This is a genomic window from Haemophilus sp. SZY H56, from assembly GCF_054332415.1.
This window is the reverse complement of record NZ_JBTGNX010000003.1, coordinates 60,836-84,999: the sequence shown is the minus strand read 5'-3', so window position 1 is coordinate 84,999 and position 24,164 is coordinate 60,836. Positions and strand designations below refer to the sequence as shown.

Here is a 24,164-nt window from a genome sequence, read left to right as displayed (position 1 = left end):
TCTTTTTATTTTATACTAAAAATAATTCAACATTCATTTCAGCGATTCTAGCTTGAGCATTTTCGGGTAATCCTTTATCACAGATAATCGTATCTAGTGAACTAAGTGGATATAGTAGAAATGTTGCTACTTTGCCATATTTGGATGAATCAGTAACAAGGATATTTTTTTGACTAAATTGGATAATAGCCTTTTTGACAGGAATTTTTTGCTCATCAGGCGTGGTTAGCCCTTTTAAATTCCAAGATGAAGTCGAGATGAACGCAATATCAACTGAAATTTGATGTAGAAATTGGGCAGCAAATTCTCCCACAGAGGAACGATTTGATTTATTAATGAGCCCACCAGTATGCATAATATTACATTGGCTATTGACCATTAAATAATGGGCAATAACAAAATCATTAGTAATTACAAGTAGATCGTTTCGATTAGCGATTTGTTTTGCGATTTCAAGTGTTGTCGTGCCAGCATCTAGATATATAGTGGAATGTTCTTGTATTAACTCAACTGCTTTTTTACTAATAGCCGTCTTTTCAGTCGTTGCTAGTAATGATTTATCGTCATGTGTTGGTTCACTGGATAAACGTTCAAGTAATTGAACCCCCCCCGAAACAGAGATGACTTTTCCATCCTCTTCGAGCTTTTGTATATCACGACGTACGGTCATATGCGATACGCCTAAGATATTGACTAAGTTATTTATACTAATAACGCTTTGTTTACTAATTAAGTTTAATAATGTCTTTTGCCGTTCAGCAGGAATCATCTTTTTCTCCATACCTGATTTCAAATCAGATTATGAGCCCATAACGTTTCATCACAAAAATTAACAAAAAATAACATTTTTTATCATTTTGTGACGTAGATCTCAGATTTAATTTATTGTATCGGCTAATATACAGATAAATTTGGTTAAGATCTATTGGGAGATTAAAAATGGAAAATCAAAATTATTCAGTCGCAGTGATTGGTCTTGGTTCTATGGGTATGGGCGCAGCGGTATCTTGCATTAATGCAGGATTAACGACCTATGGTATTGATTTAAACCCAGTTGCACTTGAAAAACTAAAAGCGGCAGGTGCAAAAGCTGTAGCGGCAAATGGCTATGACTTCGCTCACGAACTTGATGCTGTAGTGGTTTTAGTGGTTAATGCAGCCCAAGCTAACGCAGTATTATTTGGCGAAAATGGTATTGCTAAAAAATTAAAAGCAGGTACAGCGGTGATGGTTTCTTCTACCATGGCGGCTCAAGATGCTCAAATAATTTCACAAAAATTAACAGAATTAGGTTTGATTATGTTAGATGCACCTGTTTCTGGTGGTGCAGCTAAAGCATTAAAAGGTGAAATGACTGTTATGGCATCGGGTTCAAAACAAGCATTTGAGTTGTTACAACCTGTTTTAGATGCCACTGCGGCAAAAGTTTATAACATTGGTGAAGAAATTGGTTTAGGTGCAACGGTGAAAATCGTCCATCAATTATTAGCCGGCGTACATATTGCAGCAGGTGCGGAAGCTATGGCTCTTGCCTCAAAAGCGGGTATTCCACTTGATGTTATGTATGATGTTGTGACCAATGCAGCTGGTAACTCTTGGATGTTTGAAAACCGGATGAAACACGTAGTAGAAGGTGACTATACGCCGCTTTCTATGGTTGATATTTTTGTGAAAGATTTAGGCTTAGTTAATGACACTGCAAAATCACTTCATTTCCCACTTCATTTGGCAAGCACAGCCTATTCTATGTTCACTGAGGCAAGCAATGCGGGTTATGGTAAAGAAGATGATAGTGCAGTGATTAAAATTTTTAGTGGCGTTAACTTACCGAAAAAAGGAGCGTAGCGATGTTAGGTGTTATTGCAGATGATTTTACAGGCGCAAGCGATATCGCCAGTTTTTTGGTTGAAAATGGCTTAAGTACGGTGCAAATGAACGGTGTTCCAACACAATCGTTAAACAGCAAAGTAGATGCCATTGTGATCAGTCTAAAATCACGTTCCAACCCTGTGAATGAAGCCATTGAACAGTCATTAAGGGCTTATCAATGGTTAAAGGAAAATGGTTGTACGCAATTTTATTTTAAATATTGTTCCACCTTTGACAGCACAGCAAAAGGCAATATCGGTCCTGTCACGGATGCTTTACTAGATGAATTAAATGAAGATTTCACCGTTATTACACCAGCCTTACCTGTAAATGGTCGCACTATTTTTAACGGCTATTTATTCGTAGGTGATGTATTGTTGAGTGAATCAGGCATGAAAAACCACCCGATTACACCAATGGTGGACGCAAATTTAATGCGTTTGATGGATGCACAAGCCAAAGGAAAAACAGGCTTAGTCGCTTATGCTGATGTGATTAAAGGTGCGGCACGTGTGAAAGAACGTTTTGCGGAACTCAAAGCCCAAGGCTACCGTTATGCGGTTGTTGATGCCGTGGATAATTCGCAGTTGGAAGTACTTGCTGAAGCGGTGGCGGATTTCAAATTGGTGACAGGCGGTTCTGGTTTAGCAGCATATATGGCGGCGCGTTTAAGTGGTGGTAAAAAAGGCACCAATGCCTTTACGCCAACTAAAGGTAAAACCGTGGTGCTTTCAGGGTCTTGCTCTGTGATGACGAACAAGCAAGTGGAAAAATATAAAGAAAAAGCACCGCACTTACACCTTGATGCGGCGCAAGCGATTAACAATCCAAACTATGTGGAAGAACTCTCTCAATGGGTTATCGCTAATTTAGATTCACCGCTTGCACCAATGGTATATGCCACTGTACCACCTGAAGCATTGAAAGAAATTCAAAATCAATTTGGTGTGGATAAAGCCAGCCATGCTATTGAAAACACGTTTGCTAAATTAGCCGCGAAGTTAAAACAATATGGCGTAACAAACTTTATTAATGCAGGTGGAGAAACTTCTAGCATTGTGGTGCAACAACTTGGGTTTACAGGTTTTCATATCGGTAAACAAATCGCTCCTGGAGTGCCTTGGTTAAAAGCAGTGGAAGAGGATATTTATCTCGCATTGAAATCAGGTAATTTTGGTAAAGACGATTTCTTTGAATACGCACAAGGAATGTTTGTATGACAGATCTTGAACAAAAAGAATTGATGGTACAACTCGGACGTTCTTTTTATGAGCGCGGTTATACCGTTGGCGGGGCAGGCAATTTGTCTGTCCGCCTTGATGAAAATCGTGTATTAGTCACGCCAACAGGTTCATCTTTAGGTCGTTTAAAAGCAGAATGCTTATCCGTGTTAGATATGGATGGCAATGTGTTAGAAGGTGATAAACCCTCTAAAGAATCCGTGTTTCATTTGGCTATGTACAAGAAAAATCCTGAGTGCAAAGCCATTGTACATTTACATTGCACGTATTTGACCGCCCTTTCTTGCCTTGATGGATTGGATGTGACTAATGCAATGAAAGCTTTTACACCCTATTACGTAATGCGTGTAGGCAAACTGCAAGTGATACCTTATTACCGACCTGGTTCGCCAGAGATCGCACGTGAACTCAGTGAACGCGCCTTAACAGGGAAAGCATTTTTACTTGCCAATCATGGTGTTGTGGTGACAGGTTGTGATTTGCTTGATGCAGCTGATAATACGGAAGAGCTAGAAGAAACTGCCAAATTATTCTTCACTTTGCAAGGACAAAAAATCCGCTATCTCACTGATACCGAAGTGAAAGATTTAGAAAATAGAGGAAAATAATTATGCCTAAATTTGCAGCAAACTTAACAATGATGTTTAACGAAGTGCCATTTTTAGATCGCTTTGAAGCGGCGGCTAAAGCAGGCTTTAAATATGTCGAATTCTTATGGCCTTATGATTACCCTGCACAAGAACTCAAAGCAATTTTAGATAAGCATGGCCTAAAAGTTGTGTTATTTAATACCCCAGCTGGTGATGTAAACAAAGGTGAATGGGGTGTTTCGGCAATCCCTGGCCGAGAAGCTGATAGCCATAGAGATATTGATTTGGCTCTTGAATATGCACTTGCATTAGGTTGTCCAAATGTACATATCATGTCAGCAGTTGTGCCAGAAGGTGCAAGCCGTGAAGAATATAAACAAACCTTTATTAAAAACATACGCTATGCATCTGATAAATATAAACCATATGGGATCAAAATTCAGCTTGAAGCTTTAAGCCCTGAAGTGAAACCTAATTATTTACTCAAAAGCCAATTTGATACGCTTGAAGTGGTGGAATTGGTTGATCGTGATAATGTATTTGTTCAACTCGACTATTTTCATGCACAAAATGTAGATGGCAATCTTGCGCGTTTAACCGATAAATTAAATGGCAAATTTGCTCACGTTCAAATTGCTTCTGTACCAGACCGTCATGAACCCGACGAAGGTGAAATTAACTACCAATATATCTTCGATAAACTAGATGAAATCGGTTATACAGGCTATGTTGGCTGTGAATACAAACCACGTGGCGAAACCGTAACGGGATTGGATTGGTTTCAGAAGTATAAATAAATATTCTTAAATTTAACTGCGGTTTTAAAAACATATATTATCTAAGGAGGATAAAATGAAAGTTGTAATTACTGGTGGGCAAGGGTTCTTAGGACAACGTTTAGCCAAAACGCTATTAGCCCAGAATAATATTCATATTGATGATTTAATTTTAATTGATGTTGTTAAGCCTATTGCGCCAAATAATGATCCTCGTGTTCGATGTTATGAAATGGATTTACGTTATCCAACAGGATTAGATGAATTAATTACTGAAGAAACGGATGCTATTTTTCATTTAGCGGCTATCGTAAGTAGTCATGCAGAACAAGATCCTGATTTAGGTTATGAAATTAATTTCTTAGCAACACGAAATATCCTTGAAATTTGTCGCAAAAATAATCCTAAAGTGCGGTTTATTTTCTCTAGTTCTTTAGCCATATTTGGTGGAGAACTACCTGAAACTATTTTAGATAGTACAGCATTCACACCGCAATCTACCTATGGTACACAAAAAGCAATGTGTGAATTGCTGATTAATGATTACTCACGAAAAGGCTTTGTAGATGGTATTGTTGTTCGTTTACCAACCATTTGTATTCGACCAGGCAAACCAAATAAAGCTGCATCCTCATTTGTTAGCAGCATTATGCGTGAACCTCTACATGGGGAAGATGCCGTGTGTCCTGTATCGGAAGAATTACGTTTATGGTTATCTAGCCCAAATACAGTAGTTGCAAACTTTATTCATGCTTTACAACTTCCATCACTTCCATTGCGTAGTTGGCATTCTATTAATCTTCCAGGGTTTAGTGTTACCGTAAAACAAATGTTATCTGATCTCACTCAAGTAAAAGGTGAAGCAATTTTAGAACATATTAAATTTGAGTTCGATGAAAGCATTAACAATATCGTTGCTAGTTGGCCTGCAAGAATTGATAACACCCAAGCATTAGCTCTTGGTTTCAAAGTGGATAGCAATTTCCAAAATGTTATCCAACAGTTTATTGAATATGATATGTAGGAGGCACTATGTTTGGCTTACCGATTCCAATTATTGGATTATTAATCGCTGTATTTGTTCTCGTTTTTCTCGTATTAAGAACGCGAGTTCATGCTTTCATCGCAATGCTAATTGCAGCTTCAATTGCAGGTTTAGTAGGTGGTATGTCAGCTGATGAAACCTTAAATTCCATCACAAAAGGATTTGGTGGCACACTAGGTAGTATTGGGATTGTTATTGGACTTGGTGTAATGATGGGTAGCGTCTTAGAAGTTTCTGGTGCGGCAGAAAAAATGGCATATAGTTTTATCAAAATGCTAGGTCAGAAAAAAGAAGAATGGGCATTAGCTATTACAGGTTACGTAGTGAGTATTCCAATTTTCGTAGATTCTGCATTTGTTATCCTTTATCCAGTAGCAAAAGCTCTCGCAAAAAATGGTAAACGCTCATTATTAACTCTAGGCGTTGCTTTGGCTGGTGGCTTGGTTGTGACACACCACACCGTTCCACCAACACCAGGTCCATTGGGAGTAGCTGGGTTATTTGGTGTAGATATTGGCGCAATGTTACTCACTGGAATGTGTATGGCTGTCTTGCCTGTTGTAGGAATAGTTCTGTATGCTAAATGGTTAGATAAAAAATACCCTAACTTTAATCAAGAAGTGTTCACGGAAGAAGAATTAAAACAAAAATATGATAGTTATATTGAAAGTCGTGAGAAAAAAGAACTTCCTAGTTTAGGGCTTTCTTTACTACCAATTGTATTACCGATAGTATTAATCTTCATTAAAGCAGTTGTACATTTATTCGTTAAAGATGTACCTGAAGCATTGACAAGTATACCTTATCAAATCGTTTCATTCCTTGGTCACCCTGTTATTGCTTTAGCATTAAGCGTATTAATTTCTGTTTACACATTATTACCAAAAGCCGATAAAAATACGACTGCACTTCATCTTGAAGAAGGTGTTAAAACAGCTGGTATTATCTTATTAGTAACAGGTGCGGGTGGTGCATTAGGTGCGGTATTGCGCGATAGTGGTGCAGGAAAACAATTAGCAGAACAGATCGCAAACTTACCTATTTCACCAATTTTAATTCCATTTATCGTATCGACTTTAGTGCGTTTTATTCAAGGTTCAGGTACAGTTGCAATGGTTACAGCTGCTTCAATTTCAGCCCCAATCCTTGCGCAAATACCCGGTGTCAATATGCTATTAGCCGCTCAAGCTGCTACCATGGGATCGCTTTTCTTTGGCTATTTCAATGATAGTTTATTCTGGGTGGTTAACCGTATGATGGGAATTAATGATGTGAAAAAACAAATGGTCGTTTGGTCTGTACCAACCACGATTGCTTGGGGGATTGGTGGTATTTCAGTAATTCTTGCTAACTTGATTTTTGGCAACGATGGCTCTGTATTTGATCTGCTTTTCCCTATTGTCGTGTTAGCCAGCATTTTATTCTATATCAAACTTCAGAATAAAAATCTTTAATTACGGTTAAAATTTAATCAGGAGATCAATGATGTTTATATATTTATCACACACATTAGATCCAAATAATTTAGCTTGGCCTGGCTAACCTGTAGTGAAGTGATACGTTGTACAGATATAAATGAGATAACACCATTTAGCAGTTTTATCTCTAAAATACCAAATCATTGCGGTACACATATGGATGCGTCACGCCACTTTGTAAAAGATGGTTTTAAGTATCAATGAACTGCCAATTAAATTGCTTCTGTACCAGACCGTCATGAACCCGACGAAGGTGAAATTAATTACCAATACATTTTCGATAAACTTGATACTATTGGTTATGATGGCTATGTTGGCTGTGAATACAAACCACGTGGCGAAACCACAGCAGGATTAGATTGGTTCCAAAAATATAAATAATTGATAAAAATTTAACCGCACTTTAAATTTTAAAGTGTTATCTCAGCTAAACGTTCTGCTTTGGCAGAACGTTTTTGAATAAGAGGGCATCTTTATGTCAAATGAAGTTCTTATTTTAATCGGTGTTGTGAGTGTTATCGCGCTTTTGACTTTGATGATTAAAGGTAAAGTTCATCCATTTATTGCGTTAGGGCTGGTGAGTATTGCAGTTTCGCTTTCTGCTGGCATTCCGATGGGGAAAGTTATTCCAACGTTAATTAGTGGTATGGGTGGCACCTTAGGTAGCGTTGCTTTGATTGTTGGTCTTGGAGCAATGTTGGGTAAAGTGATTGAGAAATCTAATGGCGCAGATGTACTTGCGAGTTGGTTGCTTGATAAGTTTGGTGCCAAAAGAGCGCCATTTGCATTAGCAATGACAGGTTTTATTTTTGGTATCCCTGTTTTTGTTGATGTTGGTTTCATTGTATTAATCCCAATTATCTTCAGTGTAGCTCGTCGCCTTGGTGGTAATATGTTGGTCTATGCATTACCAATTGGTTTGTCTATGTTGACAGTGCATGTACTTATGCCACCTCATCCAGGTGTAGTTGCTGGTGCTCAAGTGTTAAATGCTGATATTGGTTTAGTACTAGGATTAGGCTTTGTCGCAGCGCTTCCTGCAGTTTTAATTGGTCAAACATTTATTCCATTTTTTACAAAAAATAATTTTGTGAGCATTCCAACTTCAAGTGATCTACTTGAATATCAAAAACTTCGTTCACAAGAAGATAATGGCTTACCATCATTTGGAACTGTGTTATCAATGATAGTTTTCCCATTAGTATTAATCATGTTGGGGACAGTAACAGCTACAACATTACCAAAAGAAAGTGTTGTTCGTGAATTTTTTAGTATGGTAGGGGCGTCACCGTTTGCTTTAATGATTGCCGTATGCTTATCCTCTTATGTACTTGGTATTAAACGTGGCTGGGGCAAAGATCAATTAGAAGAAATCTTAAACTCAGCATTAGCACCTATCGCGGGCATTATCTTAATTACTGGTGCTGGTGGTATGTTTGGTAAAGTGTTAGATGCGAGTGGCGTAGGTAAAGCATTAGCAGATGTCTTATCCAGTACTGGATTACCTGTCTTATTGCTCGGTTTCATTCTTGCCGCATTGTTACGCGCAGCACAAGGTTCAGCTACAGTAGCCGTAATTACTACAGCAACTATTTTAGCGCCAGCAATTACTACAGCAGGTTATACGGGTATTCAAGCCGCATTAGTTACCGCAGCGATAGGAGCTGGTTCTATGACCTTATCACATGTTAACGATAGCTTGTTCTGGGTATGGACGAAATTCTTTGGCATTACAATTTCTCAGGGACTGAGAACTTGGTCAATTCTCACGACAATTTACGGCACAATCGCATTTGGATTTGTGTGTTTAATGTGGGCTTTTGTTTAATCAATGCTAAGGCAAGTTATGGCAACATAGCTTGCCTTTATTTTATGAGGAACTTTTTATGTTTAAAAATCTCTTCTCATATTATCTTTTGGGGATGACGTAGATTAGCCCTAAATACCACTCCATTTTCGCAATGTTTTAAGTTGTTCTTTTGGTGATCCAAAGTTAAACCAAAATTCACATTTCTTCAATAATAAAGGAAGTTTTTTCGGTCGATGCCATTATATTTTCGGAGTATTCTCTTCGCCTGACTCCAGAAATTTTCTATTCCATTTATGTGGTTTTGTTTCACCGCAAATAGTTCGGAATGATTGATTCGTTCGTGGTGAAATTTGCTCACATCAAGAGCATCATAGCTTCGATAAGTATCGGTATAAACCCAGCTGTCAGGCTTGATTTTTATCATAATAACAGGCATTAATGTCTCTGTTCTGGTATTTTCTACCACCACCGTAAATACTTTTCCTTGTCGCTTTAACAAACCGAATACAGTAACTTTTCCTGCTGCGCCTCGACCTCGTTTTCCTTTACGATGACCGCCAAAATAGCTTTCATTAAGCTCAAGTTGACCATCAACAACCTCATCGGCTTCAAGGGCTAAATGATAGCTAATGACTTCACGAATTTTTCTGTAAAAAAAATCGCTGAATTGGCTTAGATACCGAGTAAATCAGCCGCTGCTCGGGCTGTCACTTCTAATACAAAAAATTCAAGGAGCTTATTTTGTATAGATTTCTTTAATTTACAATGAGTTATATTCATTTTTTATAGACTAGCACACTTACTAATCTACATCATCCCCCAAATAAATTATTCGTCTATAACCACTTTACCAATATAGCCTAGATTACGATAACGTTGAGCGTAATCAATACCATAGCCGACAACAAATTCATCCGGAATAGAAAAACCAATCCATTCAACCGGTACTTCCACTTCTCGGCGAGAAGGTTTATCTAACAAGGTACAAATCGCCAAGCTTGCAGGATCGCGTAAATTTAAAATGCCACGCACTTTTTCAAGGGTGTAACCTGTATCAATAATGTCCTCAACAATTAGCACATGTTCATTACGAATATCGCCTTCAAGATCTTTCGTAATTTTAACATCGTGATTACTTGTCATCCCAGCGCCATAACTTGATGTGGTCATAAACTCCACTTCTACCGGTAATTTTAATTTACGTACGAGATCGGCCATGAACATAAATGAACCACGTAAAAGCCCAACAACAATCAGTTTATCAACGGCTTGTTGTTGATAAAAATGCGTAATTTCTGCGCCAAGTTCAGTAATGCGGCTACGAACATCCGCTTCTGAAATTAAAATATCGACGTGGTGTTTTTTCATGGTCTTTCCCTTTTAATTTAATCGTTTGCGTATTCTACAATAAAAAAGGCTGAAGTTTAAACCTTCAGCCTTTTTAACCCTAACGAATTTACTTTCTACTCTACCTGTTGGAGCAATCTGCAATCGCTGCTAAACAGATGTGCGTATAGTAGCAGAAAGAAATTACATGTCAATAAGAATTATTATCATTTTAAAAAATTTATTAATTTCCTGAAATTTTCATCTTATCTAACAAGATTGAACCTGTTTGAATATTGGAGCGATGTTCAATATCATCTGCTACTGCCACAATATTTTTCAACATATCCTGTAATTGACCGGCAATGGTAATTTCAGCAACTGGATACTGGATTTCACCATTCTCCACCCAGAAGCCTGCTGCGCCACGGGAATAATCCCCCGTCACAATATTTACGCCTTGCCCCATGACATCTGTCACCAATAAACCGGTGCCCATTTGACGTAAAAGTGCGGTCAATCCGCCCGTTAAATTTGGTTTCACAAGCCAGTTATGAATACCGCCTGCATGACCGGTACTTTGCATGCCCATTTTTCTACCGCTGTAACTGGTGAGCAAATAGGTTTGCAATACGCCATCTTGAATAATTTCAAGATCCTGTGTTCGCACCCCTTCGCTATCAAAAGGCGTGGATGCTAAACGTTTTAACAAATGAGGACGCTCACTAATTTGGAACCAATCTGGCAATACTTGTTTTCCAAGATGATCGAGCAAGAAACTGGATTTACGATATAAGCTGCCGCCACTAATCGCGCCAGTTAAATGAGAGATTAATCCTGTTGCCACATCATTTAAGAAAATCACCGGCACTTCACGTGTCGTTAATTTTTGTGGATTTAAACGCGCAATCACTTTTTTTGCACAATTCTGTCCTACCCAATCCGCTGGAGAAAGCGCATCAAACTCACGTGAAACTGTATATTCGTAGTCATTTTCAAGTTGATCTAGCTCGCCACCAATCACCGAACAAGATAAAGAATAGCGGCTAGATAAGTAACTTTGTAGCATGCCGTGTGTATTGCCATAAACACGCACGCCAGTATGCGAATTAAAGCTTGCGCCATTACTATTCACAATTTTAGCATCGTATTCCAACGCTGATTTTTCAGCTTCTAAAGCTAATTTTGTAGCCTGTTCGACATCGACATTTGCACTATGATAAAGCGCTAAATCAGGTGCTTCAAAAGCCATTAGTTCTTTATTGGCTAGCCCTGTGCAATCATCTGGTGAAGTATATTTTGCAATAGCAAGTGCTGCTTCAACGGTATTTTTAATCGCTTCTTCACTTAAGTCTGAGGTAGAAGCATTGCCTTTTTGTTGGCCTAAATAAACAGAAATGCCTAATGCCCCATCATTAGTAAATTCAACATTTTCAATCTCTTGCAGACGGGTTGAAACCGATAAACCACTCACTTTTGTCACACCGACTTCAGCGGTTGCCCCCGCTTTCTGCGCGGTTTCAATCGCAAAACTGACTGCATCACGCAATGTTTGCTCTTGAGATTTTAAAAGTGCGGTTAAATTTTCTGCTGTTTTCATGATGATAATCCTATTAAAAATTTGCGCCATTTTATCTTATTTTGAAAGTTTATGCTAAAATGCACCAAATTTTTCATAAGGTAATAGAATGGCAAAACGTAAGAAAAAAGAAGCCTTTGATTGGGAAGATGAAGACCAAGAAGAGATTATTTGGGTAAGTAAAAGTGAAATCAAACGCGACGCTGAGGATTTAAAACAGCTCGGCGAGAAATTGGTGAACTTAACCAAAGCAAATCTGACTAAGGTTCCACTAGACGATAGCTTGAAAGATGCCATTGAATTAGCGCAACGCCTGCAAAAAGAAGCGCGTCGTCGCCAATTACAATATATTGGAAAGCTCTTACGCTCAATTGATGCTGAGCCTATTCGTGAAGCGTTAGAAAAAATTGAAAACAAACATAATCAGCAGCAAGCGATGTTGCATAAATTGGAAATCTTACGTGATGAGTTGGTTGTGAAAGGTGATGCAGCACTGACTGATTTGTTAAATGAGCATCCTTCTGCAGATCGCCAACAATTACGTAATTTGATTCGTGCAGCACAAAAAGAAAAGGAACAAAATAAGCCGTCAAAAGCTTATCGCGAGATTTATCAGATCTTAAAAACTCTCATTTTAGAAGACTAAAATACAGCTATTTTTGACCGCACTTTGTGTCAAAAAAGTGCTATGATTAGTTACCCTTTTAAGAAGGAAAGAACGTTATTTATGAATATTCGTTGGAATATTATTTTAGGTGTCATCGCCCTGGCTTTATTAGGCTGGTATTATTCGCTTAATCAAGATCATAGCGATTTACAAAGCCTCATTAAAAAACCTGATAGCCCAGAATACGTCGGCAATAAAATGGAAACCACCGTATTCTCGCCTGAAGGCAAAAAGCAATATCTCGCGATTTCCGACAAAGTGGAATATTACACGCAAGACGGTCATACGGATTTTATTTCACCGTTAGTCTATCTTTTTGATGTTTCTTTGGACAATAAAGACAAAGAAGCAAAAACCGATAAAATTCAATTAGAAAAACAAAATTGGAAGCTTAGCGCGAAAAAGGCAAAATTAACAAAAGATCAAATACTCTATCTTGAAGGCGGCGTGGTTGCCGAGAGTCTTGATCCTTTATCTCGCCTGCAACGTGTTGAGACTGAAGCGGCAGTGATTAATTTAAAAACACAAGACATTACTTCCGATACACAAGTAAAAATTAACGGATTAAACTTTAACTCAAGTGGATTGAAGCTCGTCGGAAATTTACGTCAGCAAGTTGCAACTCTAAAGGAACAGGTAAAAACATATTATGAAATCAACAAACAATAAAATTCTGCTTTTAACGGCGTTAATGATGACTTCTTTATCTGCTTTTGCGTTAAAAGACGATACTAATAAACCGATTAATATTGTCTCAGATAATCAATCTTTAGATATGGAAAACAGCGTGGTAACCTTTACAGATAACGTTGTGATTACACAAGGTTCCATTTTGATTAAAGCCAATAAAGTGGTTATTACTCGTCCACCAGAAAATTCAGGTAAAAAAGAAACTGTTGAAGCCTTTGGTAGCCCTGTTACTTTCCACCAACAACTTGATGATGGGAAGCCTGTTGATGGTAAAGCCAATAAAGTTCACTACGATTTAGGCACAGAATTCTTAACATTAACCGGTAAGGCTGAATTAAAACAATTAGATAGCAAAATTAACGGTGAACGCATCACTTATGATGTGAAAAAACAACAGTTAAAAGCCAATGGTAATGGAAAATCACGCGTGCAAACCGTCTTAATTCCAACCCAATTACAACAAAAAGGTAAAAAATAACCGATGTCTGTATTACAAGCCGAATTCCTCGCAAAAAGTTATAAAAGCCGAAAAGTGGTTTCTGATGTGAGTTTAACCGTAAACTCCAATGAAATTGTGGGCCTACTAGGTCCAAATGGTGCCGGTAAAACCACCACTTTCTACATGGTCGTCGGTTTAGTGCGTCACGATCAGGGGAAAATCACCATTGATGGCGATGATATTAGCGTATTACCTATGCATGAACGTGCACGCAGAGGAATTGGCTATTTACCACAAGAAGCCTCTATCTTTCGCCGTTTAACCGTATATGAAAATCTTATGGCGGTATTAGAAATTCGTAAAGATCTCACTGCAGAACAACGCAGAGAGAGAGCGGATGAGTTAATTGATGAGTTCAATATTAGCCATATTCGTGATAGCCTGGGACAATCTCTTTCTGGTGGTGAACGTCGTCGTGTAGAAATTGCGCGCGCCTTAGCAGCAAATCCAAAATTTATTTTATTAGATGAACCTTTTGCGGGTGTGGATCCTATTTCGGTCACGGATATTAAGAAAATCATCACGGATCTCCGTAATCGTGGCTTAGGCGTGTTAATTACTGACCATAACGTACGCGAAACCCTTGATGTTTGTGAACGCGCTTACATTGTTGGTGAAGGGAAAATTATCGCGACCGGCACACCGGAAGAAGTTATGAATGATGAGCACGTTAAGCGTGTCTATTTAGGTGAGCAATTTAAACTATAACCTATGAAATTTACGACCTTACTCTCCCCTGATGATATTCGTCAGGGGGTTGTTTTTTCTAGCAAGAAACGATTATTTGAATCCATTGCAGCTTTCGTTGTGGAGAAACTTCATGGTGAAAATGGCGAGCAGGCTTGTTTTGAATGTTTATTTGAACGAGAAAAATTAGGCAATTCTGGATTAGGTAATGGCGTCGCAATGCCTAAAGCCAAATTACCTAAAAATGTTTTAGATAAAATATTAACCATATTTATGCAGTTAGATAGTCCTGTTGAATATGATTCTGCAGATAACAAACCGGTAGATATCGTTTTTGCGGTACTCGTACCTGAAAATCTCTGCCAAGAATACATCCCAGTTTTGGCTAAGCTCACTGAAAAATTAACCGATAAAAGCTTAATTAAACAACTTCGCTCTGCAAAAAGTGCGGATGAAATTTGGCAAGTTTTTGAATGTGCCGATCATTCTGAAAAAACTAATGATAATAAAAAGTTAGATAAAGTATAATCTCAAAAAATATCACTTAACCGACTAAATTATAAGGAATATCGTAGATGGAAATTATTATTATCAGCGGTCGCTCAGGCGCAGGAAAATCTGTCGCATTACGAGCTTTGGAAGATATGGGCTATTATTGCGTGGATAATCTTCCTCTCGATTTACTTCCTCAACTCACCAATATTCTCGCCAAAACTCAAACGGCTGTCGCCATCAGCCTCGATATTCGAAATCTTCCTCATTCAAGTGCTGACTTAGACAAAATTCTGACCGATATTCAAGGTACTTATTCCGTCAAAATCATCTTTCTGGACAGCGATCGTAGTACACTTATTCGTCGTTACAGCGATTCACGTCGTCTTCATCCACTTTCAGCACAAGATCTCCCGCTTGAGTCAGCGATTGATTTAGAATATCAGCAACTTGAGCCTTTAATTCAACATGCTAATTTTATTATTGATACTGCGCCACTTTCCACTCATGCGTTATCTGAACGTTTAAGGGAAGTTTTACGCGGTAATACAGATAAAGAACTGAAGATCGTAGTTGAGTCATTTGGCTTTAAATATGGCATTCCGCTTGACGCTGATTATGTCTTCGATGTGCGTTTTCTACCTAATCCGCACTGGAATCCAGAACTGCGCCCAATGACAGGGCTTGATGAACCTGTTGCACAATTTTTGCTTGCGCATGATGAAGTGAATAATTTTATCTACCAAACGCGTAATTACATTGAAACGTGGTTACCGATGTTAGAGCAACATAATCGAAGCTATTTAACCATTGCCATTGGTTGTACGGGCGGTAAACATCGTTCTGTTTATATCGCTCAACAAATCGGTGAATATTTCCAAGCTAAAGGTAAGAATGTAAAAATTCAGCATAAATCCTTGGAAAAAAATAAAAAGAATTAATCAATATCATAAAAAACGCAGCGACCTCGCTGCGTTTTTTTGTTAAACCACATATTGTTCAAAAATCTCAGGCAAGTGTGTAATTAACGTTTCTTTTCCATCCACGATTTCATGCTGCCAAACTTTCAATAGTACATCTGGCGTAAATAATTGTGAGGCCTGATCAGCTAAAGGTAAATAGCTAATATGCCAAGGCTCTCGGCCGATTTTTTTACCTTCTGGTTGGCTAATAAAAGGCAAAGCAAAATCAAAGTGCGGTAGATTTTCAGTGAGAAATTCACTAAGTTCAAAGAAATAACCACCCTTTTCATATTCCCAAGGTTCAAGTTGTAAAGATTGACCTTGAGGCAAAAGATCAGGATCAAAAATATCGATTTCACTTCCCCAATGATGACGACTGCCACCCGGAAGCGCTGACCAACGTAAAATAGCTTGTGCTTTTTGCCAATCATCTAACAACGCTAAATCTAATGAATTTCCCGCATCATCATGAACCTTGCGTTCACCGTTAAATTTACCGTTCCAAATGAGTTGTTGACGTTCAAAATCACGAAAGCTACTCGCGGGTTGCAAATTAAAGCCATTTTTGACCGCACTTTGTTGCAATCCTTGAAACGCTTTCATTGCCTCTGCTTGCAAAAAATGATTCAGAGAATGAGGTGTAGGCAAATTGATCAAATGTTCACGAGATTTGCCGGTTAACATTTCGGGCGTTAATTTCATCTTACTTATCCAATAAATTCACTAACATTTGATGATAAATCTGACCGCACTTGGCAAGATCATCAACGTTTACACATTCATTCACTTTATGAATGGTTGCATTAAGCGGCCCAAATTCCACAACTTCAGCACCCATTAATGCAATAAAACGTCCATCAGAGGTACCGCCACCTGTTTCTGCTTGTGGTGTAATACCGGTTGTTTGCTCAATTGCGGTCGTTAATGCATCTAATAATTTACCCGGTTTGGTTAAAAATGGTTTACCCGATAAATTCCAATCCATACGGTATTTCAATCCATGTTTTTCAAGCATTTCTGCCACTTTCTGCTTAATAATTTCGTCTGTAACTTCCGTACAATAACGTAAATTGAATTGCACATAAAGCTCACCAGGGATGACATTATTACTCCCTGTACCCGCATGAATATTTGCAATTTGTAAACTGGTCGGCGGGAAAAATTCGTTACCATTATCCCATTGATAGGCGGTTAATTCCTGCAAGAAAGGCGCCGCTTTGTGAATTGGGTTTTCCGCTAAATGAGGATAAGCCACATGACCTTGAATGCCTTGAATGTAGAGGTTACCTGTAATCGAACCCCGACGACCATTTTTGACTACATCGCCTAATGTTTTCGAGCTCGACGGCTCACCAACCATACAATAAGTAATTTTCTCATCATGCGCCATTAAAGTCTCAACCACTCGCACAGTACCATCTTTTGCAGCGGCCTCTTCATCAGAGGTAATCAATAATGCAATCGTACCCTTATGATTCGGATTGGCTTTTACATATTCTTCTGCCGCAACAATCATTGCAGCAAGGGATCCTTTCATATCCGCCGCACCGCGACCATAAAGCATACCATCAATAATTTCAGCAGAAAACGGAGAATACGACCATTGATTTTCATCACCAGTAGGAACAACATCCGTATGTCCAGCGAAAGCAATAACTGGCTCACCCGCTCCGTGTTTTGCCCATAAATTCAACGTATCATTAAAAGACATCCATTCAATTTGAAAACCTAACTTTTCTAAACGTTCGGCAATAATTTTCTGACATCCCTCGTCATTAGGGCTAATAGAGGGGCGACGAATGAGGTCTTGTGCCAAAAAAATCACTTTTTCTTTCATAAAAACTCCTAAGAAAATAACCGCACTTTAGGCAAAAGCAGCCTGATATTCCTTTTCATTAAATCCAATTAATGCCTTTCCATCTTGTAAAATAATTGGGCGTTTAATTAAGGTTGGATTCTCAGCTAGCACGGAAAGTGCGGTGGTTTTATCAAGGGAATTTTTAACTTGTTCATCCAAATTACGCCAAGTTGTACTGCGTTTATTCATCAACACATCCCAGCCAAATTGAGCTTCTGCCAGAGTTAAAAAATTCGAATCTAAACCATCAACACGGTAGTCGTGAAGTTTGTGTTCAATATGGTGATCCGCCAGCCACTTCAACGCTTTTTTCACTGTATCACAATTTTTAATGCCATAGACTATTAGCATAATATCCCCTAATCTTTCATTTTTTGTTTTAATAAATTTACTATATCTCTTAAAGTTTCTAATTCACTTTCTCTTTGTTTCAATAATTCATCTTTATGTTTTAATTCTAACTTTAATTTTTCTACTTCTAACTCAGCTGATTGATTACCATAATAGTTATTACGAAAATGATTTTGATTATTTTCTCCACCAACTAAAATAACGCCGCTATCATGGGTAGATAACAAATCCAAAAGATCTATTTGTAGGACTGATGCTATCTGTTTCAATTTATGAAGGCTTATATTCGTTTCACCTCTTTCAATTTTTGCATATCCAGCCACAGACATATTCATTCTTTCAGCCATTTCCTCTTGAGACCATTGATTCAACTCTCTGAATAATCTTACTTTCTCATTAACGCTCATTTTAGACCTCATATTTTGTCAAGTAACAAATAGTATAGAACATCATTACAACAACTATCTTTTGCATAATATCCATAAAATTATAATTTCTAAGAATATACACCGCATGAAGATTTTAACCTAAAGTCAATTTAGTGTCGTGTTTTATTCATACTACGTTTAATTTACATTGGAGTATATATGAAAAAAATTGTAATGATTTTATTAGCAACATTTGCTTTAGGTACATTTTCATCTTTTGCTAACGCAGGAAGATGTGATCATTATTGGCAAACCGCAAAAGATGGCTCAGCCTGTGGAGATCGTGCCGCTGATCGTCGCCCAGGCGGACAATAAAAAAAAGAAAAGCCTACATTTATCTTATTTACAACTAAGTAATGAAAATAAGTTAGGTGGTGAAATAAATAAAATAATCTATTCAAAAATAGATTGAAACTAAAAACGCCTTGGAACTACACCAAGGCGTTTATTCATTATGCCAACAACTTATTAATGCGCTTAATAAACGCAGCTAGATTTTCCAAAGATCCGCGCTCTGCTAACATAGCTTGTTCGAGCAACAATTCCACCCAATCAGCAAATTCAATTTCATCTGCAATATCAGCCACTTTTTTCACTAAGTGGTGTTCTGGATTAAGTTCAAAGGTGTATTTTACTTCTGGTACAGGTTGTCCTGCGGCTGCAAACAATTTCGCCATTTGGGTCGTCATTTGATCATTATCCGTAGAAACCACCGCTGGTGTATCCGTTAAATTGTGAGTTAAACGCACCGTTTTCACCCGTTCACCAAGCAAGTTTTTCACACGCTCAATAAAACTACTAAAGGCTTCATCTTGTTGCTTTTGCGTTTCAGATTCTTTATCGGCTAAATCACCTAAATCCAAATCTGCTTTCGTGATACTTTGTAATTGTTTACCGTCGAATTCAGTTAAATAGCTTAACATCCATTCATCAATGCGATCGGAAAGCAATAAAACCTCAATGCCTTTCTTATTGAATAATTCCAAGTGCGGGCTATTTTTCGCTGCGACATAACTATCCGCTGTAATGTAATAGATAGCTTTTTGCCCCTCTTTCATACGCAAGATGTAATCTTCTAAAGAGACAGTTTGCTCGCTGCTATCGTTATGTGTTGAAGCAAAACGCAATAACTTCGCGATAGTTTCTTTGTTAGCAAAATCTTCTGCAGGGCCTTCTTTCAAGACCAAACCAAACTCTTTCCAGAATTGCAGATATTTTTCTGCATCATCTTTTGCTAATTTTTCTAGCATTTGTAATGAACGCTTAGTTAATGCTTTGCGCAATGCCGCAGTAATTTTGTTATTTTGCAAAATTTCACGAGATACATTTAATGGCAAGTCATTGCTATCGATTAAACCACGCATAAAACGTAGATAATTCGGCATAAATTGCTCAGCATCATCCATAATAAATACGCGTTGAACATAAAGTTTTAAGCCATGTTTATGTTCGCGATTAAATAAATCCCAAGGTGCTTTAGCTGGCACATAAAGCAAACTAGTATATGCTTGATTTCCTTCCACTTTGTTATGCGCCCAAGTGACAGGATCCGCAAAATCATGGCTTAAATGTTTATAAAACTCTTTGTATTCCTCATCGGAAATGTCGTTTTTAGAACGTGTCCAAAGGGCATCCGATTTATTGATTTTTTCCCATTTTTCACCGGTTTCTTTGCCTTCGTCATCATATTCTTTGGTGAGCATTTCCACTGGCAAGCCAATATGGTCAGAATATTTACCGATAATTTCACGCAAACGCCATTCGTTTAAAAATTCTTTTTCATCTTCGCGTAAATGTAAAATCACATCAGTACCACGGGATTTTTTCTCAATATCCGCCACGGAATACTCGCCTTCCCCGGCAGATTCCCAAAGCACGCCTTTATCAGTCGCCTCACCTGCCGCACGGGTTTTCACCTTCACTTTATCGGCAACGATAAACGCCGAATAGAAGCCCACACCGAATTGACCGATGAGCTGACTATCTTTCGCTTGATCTTGTCCAAGTGCGGTCAAAAATTCTTTTGTTCCAGATTTGGCAATCGTACCTAAATGATCGATCACTTGTTCACGGGTCATCCCAATCCCGTTATCGCTGATGGTGATAGTGCCTTTATCCGCATCAAAGCTCACGCGCACACGCAAGTCGCCATCACCTTCATATAAAGCAGGGTTGGAAAGTGCTTTAAAGCGTAATTTATCTGCTGCATCAGAGGCATTAGAAATTAATTCACGTAAGAAAATTTCTTTGTTGGAATACAAAGAATGAATCATTAATTGGAGAAGTTGTTTGACTTCAGATTGGAAGCCGCGAGTTTCTTGATTTTGTGACATAATTTTTTCCTTCATAAAGATAAAAATTGAATGTCACAGATATAAGAATAAAAAGAAAGATTTCAAGGGGAAAAGCAAAGTGCGGTGAATTTGATCTGCACCCCAAAAGTTGGACTAAATAAAGTTTGTGGTGTCATTTTGTATTCAGACCAAGGCTGGCAATATCAAATGGTAACTTATCGTCGAATCTTGACTGAACATGGCATCATTCAAAGTATGTCGAGAAAAGGGAATTGCTTGGACAATGCCGCAATGGAAAGTTTCTTTGGGCGATTAAAAACGGAATGTTTTTATGGTCGGGAATTTAAAACAAAAGAAGAGATAGTTGATGCTGTCAGAGATTATTTGGATTACTATAACCACTGACGGATTCAACTAAAATTAAAAGGACTGAGTCCGATACAATATCGAAAACAATCCTTTAAATAACAGTCTAACTTTTGGGGTCAGATCAAAATCAACCGCACTTTTCAAAAGGAAAATTAGAATTCGTAACCTACGCCCACTTTAGCGCCATAGTTATTCACTTTAGTATCGTCAAAGCTACCTAAACGGTTATATTCTAAACCACCGTTTGCATACACCTTTTCGGCTAATTTATATTTAGCCCCTGCTACGACACCATAGCCTACTTTAGTTTCAGAAGAGCTTTTATAGCGTTGATCTGCCCGTTCTTCAAATTTGAAACGGTTAGCCGCAAGACGAGCACCTACATAAGGTTCAATTTGAGAATTGGTATCGAAGTCATAGAACACTGTTGCACCTAAGCCTTGAACTTTAGTGCCTTGAAACTTACCGTGGTGAGTATAATCCCCGGCTACACGTACATTACCTAATTTGTAACCCACTGCAACACGAGGCTCAATTTTAGTTTTGCTTGAACCACCATTGCTTAATTTAGTTCTTGAAAGACCTAGATCACCTTCGGCAAATAAACCAGCATTTGCAGTTGAAGCAACCGCTAATGCACCGACAACGATAGCTAATAATGATTTTTTCATTGGATAACCCCTGTTATTTGATTGAAAACACTGGAAATATATCATATCACTTACTTATTTTCATCATGAAAAAATAATTTTCCTCGGCATTTTCGACATAAATAGATAATTTTGTCGCGTTGAATGCGATTATGCCGACGAATCGTTAAATAATGGGTCTGACATTCACACTGATAAGCAAACATTTTACCTTGTACACTTTCCACATCAAATTGGTGACAAGTATCGGCAGGGAGATTAAATAACTGCGTCATCACCGCTTGCCATTCCTGTCCATGCGGTTTCACTCGCCCAAATACTTGATACACAATAAGGTGGGCTAATTCGTGTGGAACCACCTGACGAATAAATTCATCTGAGTTCTCGAGTAGTAAAGTGCGGTTAAATTTAATCTCATTTTTCTGCAAGTATGCAACGCCAGCCTTTACACCTCGCAAGTCATAACTGATTGTCGGAATAGGAAATTTCCGTTGAAAGTGATTTTCAGTCAGTTGTAATGTTTCTGCAAGTTTGCGCTGTACCTGCATTTTTAAATGCCGAAACTGGGTTTGAGATGACATCATCATGTTAAGTAAACAAAAACCGCTAATTTAGCGGTTTTTATCATACATATTTTATTTATTTAAGACCGGCTGCTGCTCGCAACTCTTCTGCGCGATCCACTTTTTCCCATGGGAATTGTTCACGACCGAAATGTCCATACGCAGCAGTTTGGCGATAAATTGGTTGAATTAAATTTAACATTTTAATTAAACCATAAGGACGTAAATCAAAGAATTCACGCACTAACTTAACCAATAATTCGTTTGATACTTTTCCTGTACCAAAGGTTTCCACCATAATAGAGGTTGGCTCTGCCACACCAATTGCATAAGAAAGTTGAATTTCACAACGATCTGCAAGACCTGCTGCAACAATATTTTTCGCCACATAACGTGCTGCATAAGCAGCTGAACGGTCTACTTTTGATGGATCTTTACCAGAAAATGCACCACCACCATGACGAGCCGCGCTACCGTAGGTATCGACAATGATTTTACGCCCCGTTAAACCACAGTCGCCCATTGGGCCACCAATTACAAAACGCCCTGTTGGGTTAATGAAATATTTTGTTTGTTGAGATAACCATTCGCTTGGCAAAATTGGCTTGATGATTTCTTCCATCACGCCCTCATAAATTTCTTTTTGTGACACTTCTTCACTATGCTGTGTAGAAAGCACTACCGCATCCACGCCCACGATTTTGTTATCTTCATATTTCAAAGTCACTTGGCTTTTCGCATCTGGGCGTAACCACGCGAGTTTTCCACTTTTACGCACATCGGCTTGTTTTTCCATTAAACGATGTGCATAAGTAATCGCTGCAGGCATCAAGACTTCGGTTTCATTTGTTGCATAACCAAACATGATCCCTTGGTCACCCGCACCTTGATCTAATGGATTCTCACGATCCACACCTTGATTAATATCTGATGATTGCTTACCAATCGCATTTAATACGGCACAAGAATTGCCATCAAAGCCCATTTCAGAATGTTTGTAACCAATATCACAAATCACTTGTCGAGTGAGGTTTTCAATATCAACCCATGCTGATGTGGTAATTTCACCACCGACTAACGCCATCCCTGTTTTGACATAGGTCTCACAAGCCACACGTGCTTTAGGATCTTGTTTTAAAATTTCATCAAGTACTGCATCAGAAATTTGATCGGCAATTTTATCTGGATGTCCTTCTGAAACAGATTCAGAAGTAAATAAATAGCTAGACATAAGTTCTCTTCTCTTTTGGATGTGTTGACGTATAGACGTCTATAATACGCTTTTTTGACTAATACGCAAGCATTCCTATCAAGTATTTTTGAAATTTAACCAATTTTGTAACATTTGTTCACCGAATTCTGACATGTAAGACTCAGGATGAAATTGCACAGAAAAAATAGGTAAATTTTTGTGCTGTGTTGCCATCACGATTTCATCATCACAAACAGCTGTAATTTCTAATGTCTCTGGTATACTCTCAGTTTGTACTGCCCAGGAATGATAAAGACCTATTTCAAATTCGGCTGGAAGCCCTAAAAATAAGCCTGAATTTGACCGCACTTTTAAACGGCGTTTCTGCCCATGACGCACACTTGGCAAATTATAGAGTTCTCCGCCAAAGAATTCACAAAGGGTTTGATGTCCTAAACAAACACCTAAAATGGACTTTGTTTGATAAAATCGTTCTAACATCGCAAATAATTGTGGATACGTGCTTGGAACATCTGGTCCTGGAGAAATTAAAATATGTGTATAACCTTCTACACAATCTAATGATAAATCTTCAATACTTACCACATCAAAACGTACCTGTAATTGGCGAATAAGATCCACTAAATTATAAGTAAAAGAATCATGGTTATTGATAACTAAAATTTTTTTCATACGGGCTAGTGCCATAATTCGGTGACTAAATTCATTTCAACATTATAGCGATTCT

Annotated in this window: 26 protein-coding genes and 4 pseudogenes; 17 read left to right on the top strand and 13 right to left on the bottom strand. The window is 38.2% G+C overall.

What is annotated here, in order from left to right; translation table 11 throughout:
• Positions 1-10: 10 nt before the first annotated feature.
• A complete protein-coding gene (locus tag ACXVWP_RS03420) occupies positions 11-769 on the bottom strand; it encodes a DeoR/GlpR family DNA-binding transcription regulator (RefSeq protein WP_015702000.1) in 759 nt (252 codons plus the stop codon).
• A 170-nt stretch (positions 770-939) separates the two neighbouring features.
• On the opposite strand from ACXVWP_RS03420, the gene ltnD reads away from it, so the two are divergent.
• The 9 genes and pseudogenes from ltnD (at position 940) to ACXVWP_RS03375 (ending at position 8,827) form a co-directional block, all read left to right on the top strand.
• A complete protein-coding gene (gene ltnD, locus ACXVWP_RS03415) occupies positions 940-1,845 on the top strand; it encodes an L-threonate dehydrogenase (protein WP_288329693.1) in 906 nt (301 codons plus the stop codon).
• A 2-nt stretch (positions 1,846-1,847) separates the two neighbouring features.
• Positions 1,848-3,089, top strand: coding sequence for a 3-oxo-tetronate kinase (gene otnK / locus ACXVWP_RS03410; protein WP_288329695.1), 1,242 nt, complete (start codon positions 1,848-1,850; stop codon positions 3,087-3,089).
• Positions 3,086-3,718, top strand: coding sequence for a 3-oxo-tetronate 4-phosphate decarboxylase (gene otnC, locus ACXVWP_RS03405; RefSeq protein ID WP_297568575.1), 633 nt, complete (start codon positions 3,086-3,088; stop codon positions 3,716-3,718). Before otnK ends, otnC begins: the two co-directional genes overlap by 4 nt.
• 2 nt (positions 3,719-3,720) lie before the next feature.
• Positions 3,721-4,497, top strand: a complete 777-nt coding sequence (otnI, locus tag ACXVWP_RS03400; RefSeq protein WP_297568573.1) for a 2-oxo-tetronate isomerase — start codon at positions 3,721-3,723, stop codon at positions 4,495-4,497.
• A gap of 55 nt (positions 4,498-4,552) precedes the next feature.
• Complete coding sequence (gene denD, locus ACXVWP_RS03395; RefSeq protein WP_297568570.1) at positions 4,553-5,500, top strand: D-erythronate dehydrogenase; 948 nt, start codon at positions 4,553-4,555, stop codon at positions 5,498-5,500.
• A gap of 8 nt (positions 5,501-5,508) precedes the next feature.
• Positions 5,509-6,975, top strand: coding sequence for a GntP family permease (locus ACXVWP_RS03390; protein ID WP_297568567.1), 1,467 nt, complete (start codon positions 5,509-5,511; stop codon positions 6,973-6,975).
• Between the two features lie 31 nt (positions 6,976-7,006).
• Positions 7,007-7,231, top strand: a pseudogene (locus tag ACXVWP_RS03385) (cyclase family protein); the annotation flags it as partial.
• Positions 7,216-7,380 (top strand): annotated as a pseudogene (locus tag ACXVWP_RS03380) (TIM barrel protein); the annotation flags it as partial. The pseudogenes ACXVWP_RS03385 and ACXVWP_RS03380, both read left to right, overlap by 16 nt.
• Positions 7,381-7,474: 94 nt before the next feature.
• On the top strand, positions 7,475-8,827 hold the full coding sequence (locus ACXVWP_RS03375) for a GntT/GntP/DsdX family permease (protein WP_297568565.1): 1,353 nt from the start codon (positions 7,475-7,477) through the stop codon (positions 8,825-8,827).
• Positions 8,828-8,937: 110 nt separating this feature from the next.
• Here ACXVWP_RS03375 and ACXVWP_RS03370 read toward each other — a convergent pair.
• From ACXVWP_RS03370 to pmbA, 3 genes and pseudogenes are all read right to left on the bottom strand, one after another.
• Positions 8,938-9,589, bottom strand: a pseudogene (locus tag ACXVWP_RS03370) (IS1595 family transposase).
• A 48-nt stretch (positions 9,590-9,637) separates the two neighbouring features.
• Positions 9,638-10,177 carry a hypoxanthine phosphoribosyltransferase gene (gene hpt / locus ACXVWP_RS03365; protein ID WP_297568558.1) on the bottom strand — a complete coding sequence of 180 codons (540 nt, stop codon included), beginning with the start codon at positions 10,175-10,177 and terminating at the stop codon, positions 9,638-9,640.
• Between the two features lie 202 nt (positions 10,178-10,379).
• Positions 10,380-11,735 carry a metalloprotease PmbA gene (pmbA, locus tag ACXVWP_RS03360; protein ID WP_297568548.1) on the bottom strand — a complete coding sequence of 452 codons (1,356 nt, stop codon included), beginning with the start codon at positions 11,733-11,735 and terminating at the stop codon, positions 10,380-10,382.
• Positions 11,736-11,823: 88 nt separating this feature from the next.
• Here pmbA and yjgA point away from each other — a divergent pair, with 88 nt between their 5' ends.
• The 6 genes from yjgA to rapZ all read left to right on the top strand — a co-directional run bounded on the left by yjgA (position 11,824) and on the right by rapZ (position 15,690).
• A complete protein-coding gene (gene yjgA / locus ACXVWP_RS03355) occupies positions 11,824-12,360 on the top strand; it encodes a ribosome biogenesis factor YjgA (RefSeq protein WP_297568545.1) in 537 nt (178 codons plus the stop codon).
• 81 nt (positions 12,361-12,441) lie between these two features.
• Positions 12,442-13,050, top strand: coding sequence for an LPS export ABC transporter periplasmic protein LptC (gene lptC / locus ACXVWP_RS03350; protein WP_297568544.1), 609 nt, complete (start codon positions 12,442-12,444; stop codon positions 13,048-13,050).
• Positions 13,031-13,549, top strand: a complete 519-nt coding sequence (gene lptA, locus ACXVWP_RS03345) for a lipopolysaccharide transport periplasmic protein LptA (RefSeq protein ID WP_297568542.1) — start codon at positions 13,031-13,033, stop codon at positions 13,547-13,549. The genes lptC and lptA overlap by 20 nt, the downstream gene beginning before the upstream one ends.
• Before the next feature lie 3 nt (positions 13,550-13,552).
• On the top strand, positions 13,553-14,278 hold the full coding sequence (lptB, locus tag ACXVWP_RS03340; RefSeq protein WP_049364392.1) for an LPS export ABC transporter ATP-binding protein: 726 nt from the start codon (positions 13,553-13,555) through the stop codon (positions 14,276-14,278).
• Between the two features lie 3 nt (positions 14,279-14,281).
• Positions 14,282-14,785 carry a PTS IIA-like nitrogen regulatory protein PtsN gene (gene ptsN / locus ACXVWP_RS03335; protein ID WP_289901271.1) on the top strand — a complete coding sequence of 168 codons (504 nt, stop codon included), beginning with the start codon at positions 14,282-14,284 and terminating at the stop codon, positions 14,783-14,785.
• Between the two features lie 47 nt (positions 14,786-14,832).
• On the top strand, positions 14,833-15,690 hold the full coding sequence (rapZ, locus tag ACXVWP_RS03330) for an RNase adapter RapZ (protein ID WP_289901272.1): 858 nt from the start codon (positions 14,833-14,835) through the stop codon (positions 15,688-15,690).
• A gap of 42 nt (positions 15,691-15,732) precedes the next feature.
• On the opposite strand, the gene ACXVWP_RS03325 is transcribed toward rapZ, so the two are convergent.
• Genes ACXVWP_RS03325 through ACXVWP_RS03310 form a run of 4 tightly spaced genes read right to left on the bottom strand, consistent with a single transcriptional unit; the run spans position 15,733 to position 18,327 of the window.
• Positions 15,733-16,413, bottom strand: a complete 681-nt coding sequence (locus ACXVWP_RS03325; protein ID WP_289901273.1) for a M15 family metallopeptidase — start codon at positions 16,411-16,413, stop codon at positions 15,733-15,735.
• Between the two features lies 1 nt (position 16,414).
• Positions 16,415-17,548, bottom strand: coding sequence for a succinyl-diaminopimelate desuccinylase (gene dapE, locus ACXVWP_RS03320; RefSeq protein WP_458473248.1), 1,134 nt, complete (start codon positions 17,546-17,548; stop codon positions 16,415-16,417).
• A 27-nt stretch (positions 17,549-17,575) separates the two neighbouring features.
• Positions 17,576-17,920 (bottom strand): ArsC family reductase, encoded by a 345-nt coding sequence (locus ACXVWP_RS03315; protein WP_289901275.1) that lies wholly within the window; start codon positions 17,918-17,920, stop codon positions 17,576-17,578.
• A gap of 8 nt (positions 17,921-17,928) precedes the next feature.
• Complete coding sequence (locus ACXVWP_RS03310) at positions 17,929-18,327, bottom strand: helix-turn-helix domain-containing protein (RefSeq protein ID WP_297568537.1); 399 nt, start codon at positions 18,325-18,327, stop codon at positions 17,929-17,931.
• Between the two features lie 180 nt (positions 18,328-18,507).
• Here ACXVWP_RS03310 and ACXVWP_RS03305 point away from each other — a divergent pair, with 180 nt between their 5' ends.
• Entirely contained in the window at positions 18,508-18,663 is a 156-nt protein-coding gene (locus tag ACXVWP_RS03305; RefSeq protein WP_162836956.1) for a hypothetical protein, read from the top strand.
• 137 nt (positions 18,664-18,800) lie between these two features.
• On the opposite strand, the gene htpG is transcribed toward ACXVWP_RS03305, so the two are convergent.
• The gene (gene htpG / locus ACXVWP_RS03300; protein WP_297568531.1) at positions 18,801-20,681 is read right to left on the bottom strand and encodes a molecular chaperone HtpG; all 1,881 of its coding nucleotides are present in this window, start codon (positions 20,679-20,681) and stop codon (positions 18,801-18,803) included.
• A gap of 135 nt (positions 20,682-20,816) precedes the next feature.
• Here htpG and ACXVWP_RS03295 point away from each other — a divergent pair.
• A pseudogene (locus ACXVWP_RS03295) lies at positions 20,817-21,110 on the top strand (transposase); the annotation flags it as partial.
• A 53-nt stretch (positions 21,111-21,163) separates the two neighbouring features.
• Here ACXVWP_RS03295 and ACXVWP_RS03290 read toward each other — a convergent pair.
• From ACXVWP_RS03290 to ACXVWP_RS03275, 4 genes are all read right to left on the bottom strand, one after another.
• On the bottom strand, positions 21,164-21,682 hold the full coding sequence (locus ACXVWP_RS03290) for an opacity family porin (protein ID WP_289901278.1): 519 nt from the start codon (positions 21,680-21,682) through the stop codon (positions 21,164-21,166).
• A gap of 50 nt (positions 21,683-21,732) precedes the next feature.
• On the bottom strand, positions 21,733-22,248 hold the full coding sequence (locus ACXVWP_RS03285) for a SprT family zinc-dependent metalloprotease (protein WP_289901279.1): 516 nt from the start codon (positions 22,246-22,248) through the stop codon (positions 21,733-21,735).
• Positions 22,249-22,300: 52 nt separating this feature from the next.
• Positions 22,301-23,455 carry a methionine adenosyltransferase gene (gene metK, locus ACXVWP_RS03280; protein WP_289901280.1) on the bottom strand — a complete coding sequence of 385 codons (1,155 nt, stop codon included), beginning with the start codon at positions 23,453-23,455 and terminating at the stop codon, positions 22,301-22,303.
• Between the two features lie 78 nt (positions 23,456-23,533).
• A complete protein-coding gene (locus ACXVWP_RS03275; protein ID WP_289901281.1) occupies positions 23,534-24,124 on the bottom strand; it encodes an anthranilate synthase component II in 591 nt (196 codons plus the stop codon).
• Positions 24,125-24,164: the final 40 nt, after the last annotated feature.

Coding starts and splice junctions, on each gene's coding strand:
- yjgA (WP_297568545.1), top strand. CDS start 11,824: ATGGCAAAACGTAAGAAAAAAGAAGCCTTTGATTGGGAAGATGAAGAC.
- ACXVWP_RS03290 (WP_289901278.1), bottom strand. CDS start 21,682: ATGAAAAAATCATTATTAGCTATCGTTGTCGGTGCATTAGCGGTTGCT.
- pmbA (WP_297568548.1), bottom strand. CDS start 11,735: ATGAAAACAGCAGAAAATTTAACCGCACTTTTAAAATCTCAAGAGCAA.
- ACXVWP_RS03275 (WP_289901281.1), bottom strand. CDS start 24,124: ATGGCACTAGCCCGTATGAAAAAAATTTTAGTTATCAATAACCATGAT.
- ptsN (WP_289901271.1), top strand. CDS start 14,282: ATGAAATTTACGACCTTACTCTCCCCTGATGATATTCGTCAGGGGGTT.
- ACXVWP_RS03420 (WP_015702000.1), bottom strand. CDS start 769: ATGATTCCTGCTGAACGGCAAAAGACATTATTAAACTTAATTAGTAAA.
- otnK (WP_288329695.1), top strand. CDS start 1,848: ATGTTAGGTGTTATTGCAGATGATTTTACAGGCGCAAGCGATATCGCC.
- ACXVWP_RS03390 (WP_297568567.1), top strand. CDS start 5,509: ATGTTTGGCTTACCGATTCCAATTATTGGATTATTAATCGCTGTATTT.
- ACXVWP_RS03315 (WP_289901275.1), bottom strand. CDS start 17,920: ATGCTAATAGTCTATGGCATTAAAAATTGTGATACAGTGAAAAAAGCG.
- rapZ (WP_289901272.1), top strand. CDS start 14,833: ATGGAAATTATTATTATCAGCGGTCGCTCAGGCGCAGGAAAATCTGTC.
- ltnD (WP_288329693.1), top strand. CDS start 940: ATGGAAAATCAAAATTATTCAGTCGCAGTGATTGGTCTTGGTTCTATG.
- ACXVWP_RS03375 (WP_297568565.1), top strand. CDS start 7,475: ATGTCAAATGAAGTTCTTATTTTAATCGGTGTTGTGAGTGTTATCGCG.
- lptA (WP_297568542.1), top strand. CDS start 13,031: ATGAAATCAACAAACAATAAAATTCTGCTTTTAACGGCGTTAATGATG.
- denD (WP_297568570.1), top strand. CDS start 4,553: ATGAAAGTTGTAATTACTGGTGGGCAAGGGTTCTTAGGACAACGTTTA.
- dapE (WP_458473248.1), bottom strand. CDS start 17,548: ATGAAAGAAAAAGTGATTTTTTTGGCACAAGACCTCATTCGTCGCCCC.
- ACXVWP_RS03325 (WP_289901273.1), bottom strand. CDS start 16,413: ATGAAATTAACGCCCGAAATGTTAACCGGCAAATCTCGTGAACATTTG.
- htpG (WP_297568531.1), bottom strand. CDS start 20,681: ATGTCACAAAATCAAGAAACTCGCGGCTTCCAATCTGAAGTCAAACAA.
- otnI (WP_297568573.1), top strand. CDS start 3,721: ATGCCTAAATTTGCAGCAAACTTAACAATGATGTTTAACGAAGTGCCA.
- lptB (WP_049364392.1), top strand. CDS start 13,553: ATGTCTGTATTACAAGCCGAATTCCTCGCAAAAAGTTATAAAAGCCGA.
- otnC (WP_297568575.1), top strand. CDS start 3,086: ATGACAGATCTTGAACAAAAAGAATTGATGGTACAACTCGGACGTTCT.
- ACXVWP_RS03285 (WP_289901279.1), bottom strand. CDS start 22,248: ATGATGATGTCATCTCAAACCCAGTTTCGGCATTTAAAAATGCAGGTA.
- metK (WP_289901280.1), bottom strand. CDS start 23,455: ATGTCTAGCTATTTATTTACTTCTGAATCTGTTTCAGAAGGACATCCA.
- lptC (WP_297568544.1), top strand. CDS start 12,442: ATGAATATTCGTTGGAATATTATTTTAGGTGTCATCGCCCTGGCTTTA.
- ACXVWP_RS03310 (WP_297568537.1), bottom strand. CDS start 18,327: ATGAGCGTTAATGAGAAAGTAAGATTATTCAGAGAGTTGAATCAATGG.
- ACXVWP_RS03305 (WP_162836956.1), top strand. CDS start 18,508: ATGAAAAAAATTGTAATGATTTTATTAGCAACATTTGCTTTAGGTACA.
- hpt (WP_297568558.1), bottom strand. CDS start 10,177: ATGAAAAAACACCACGTCGATATTTTAATTTCAGAAGCGGATGTTCGT.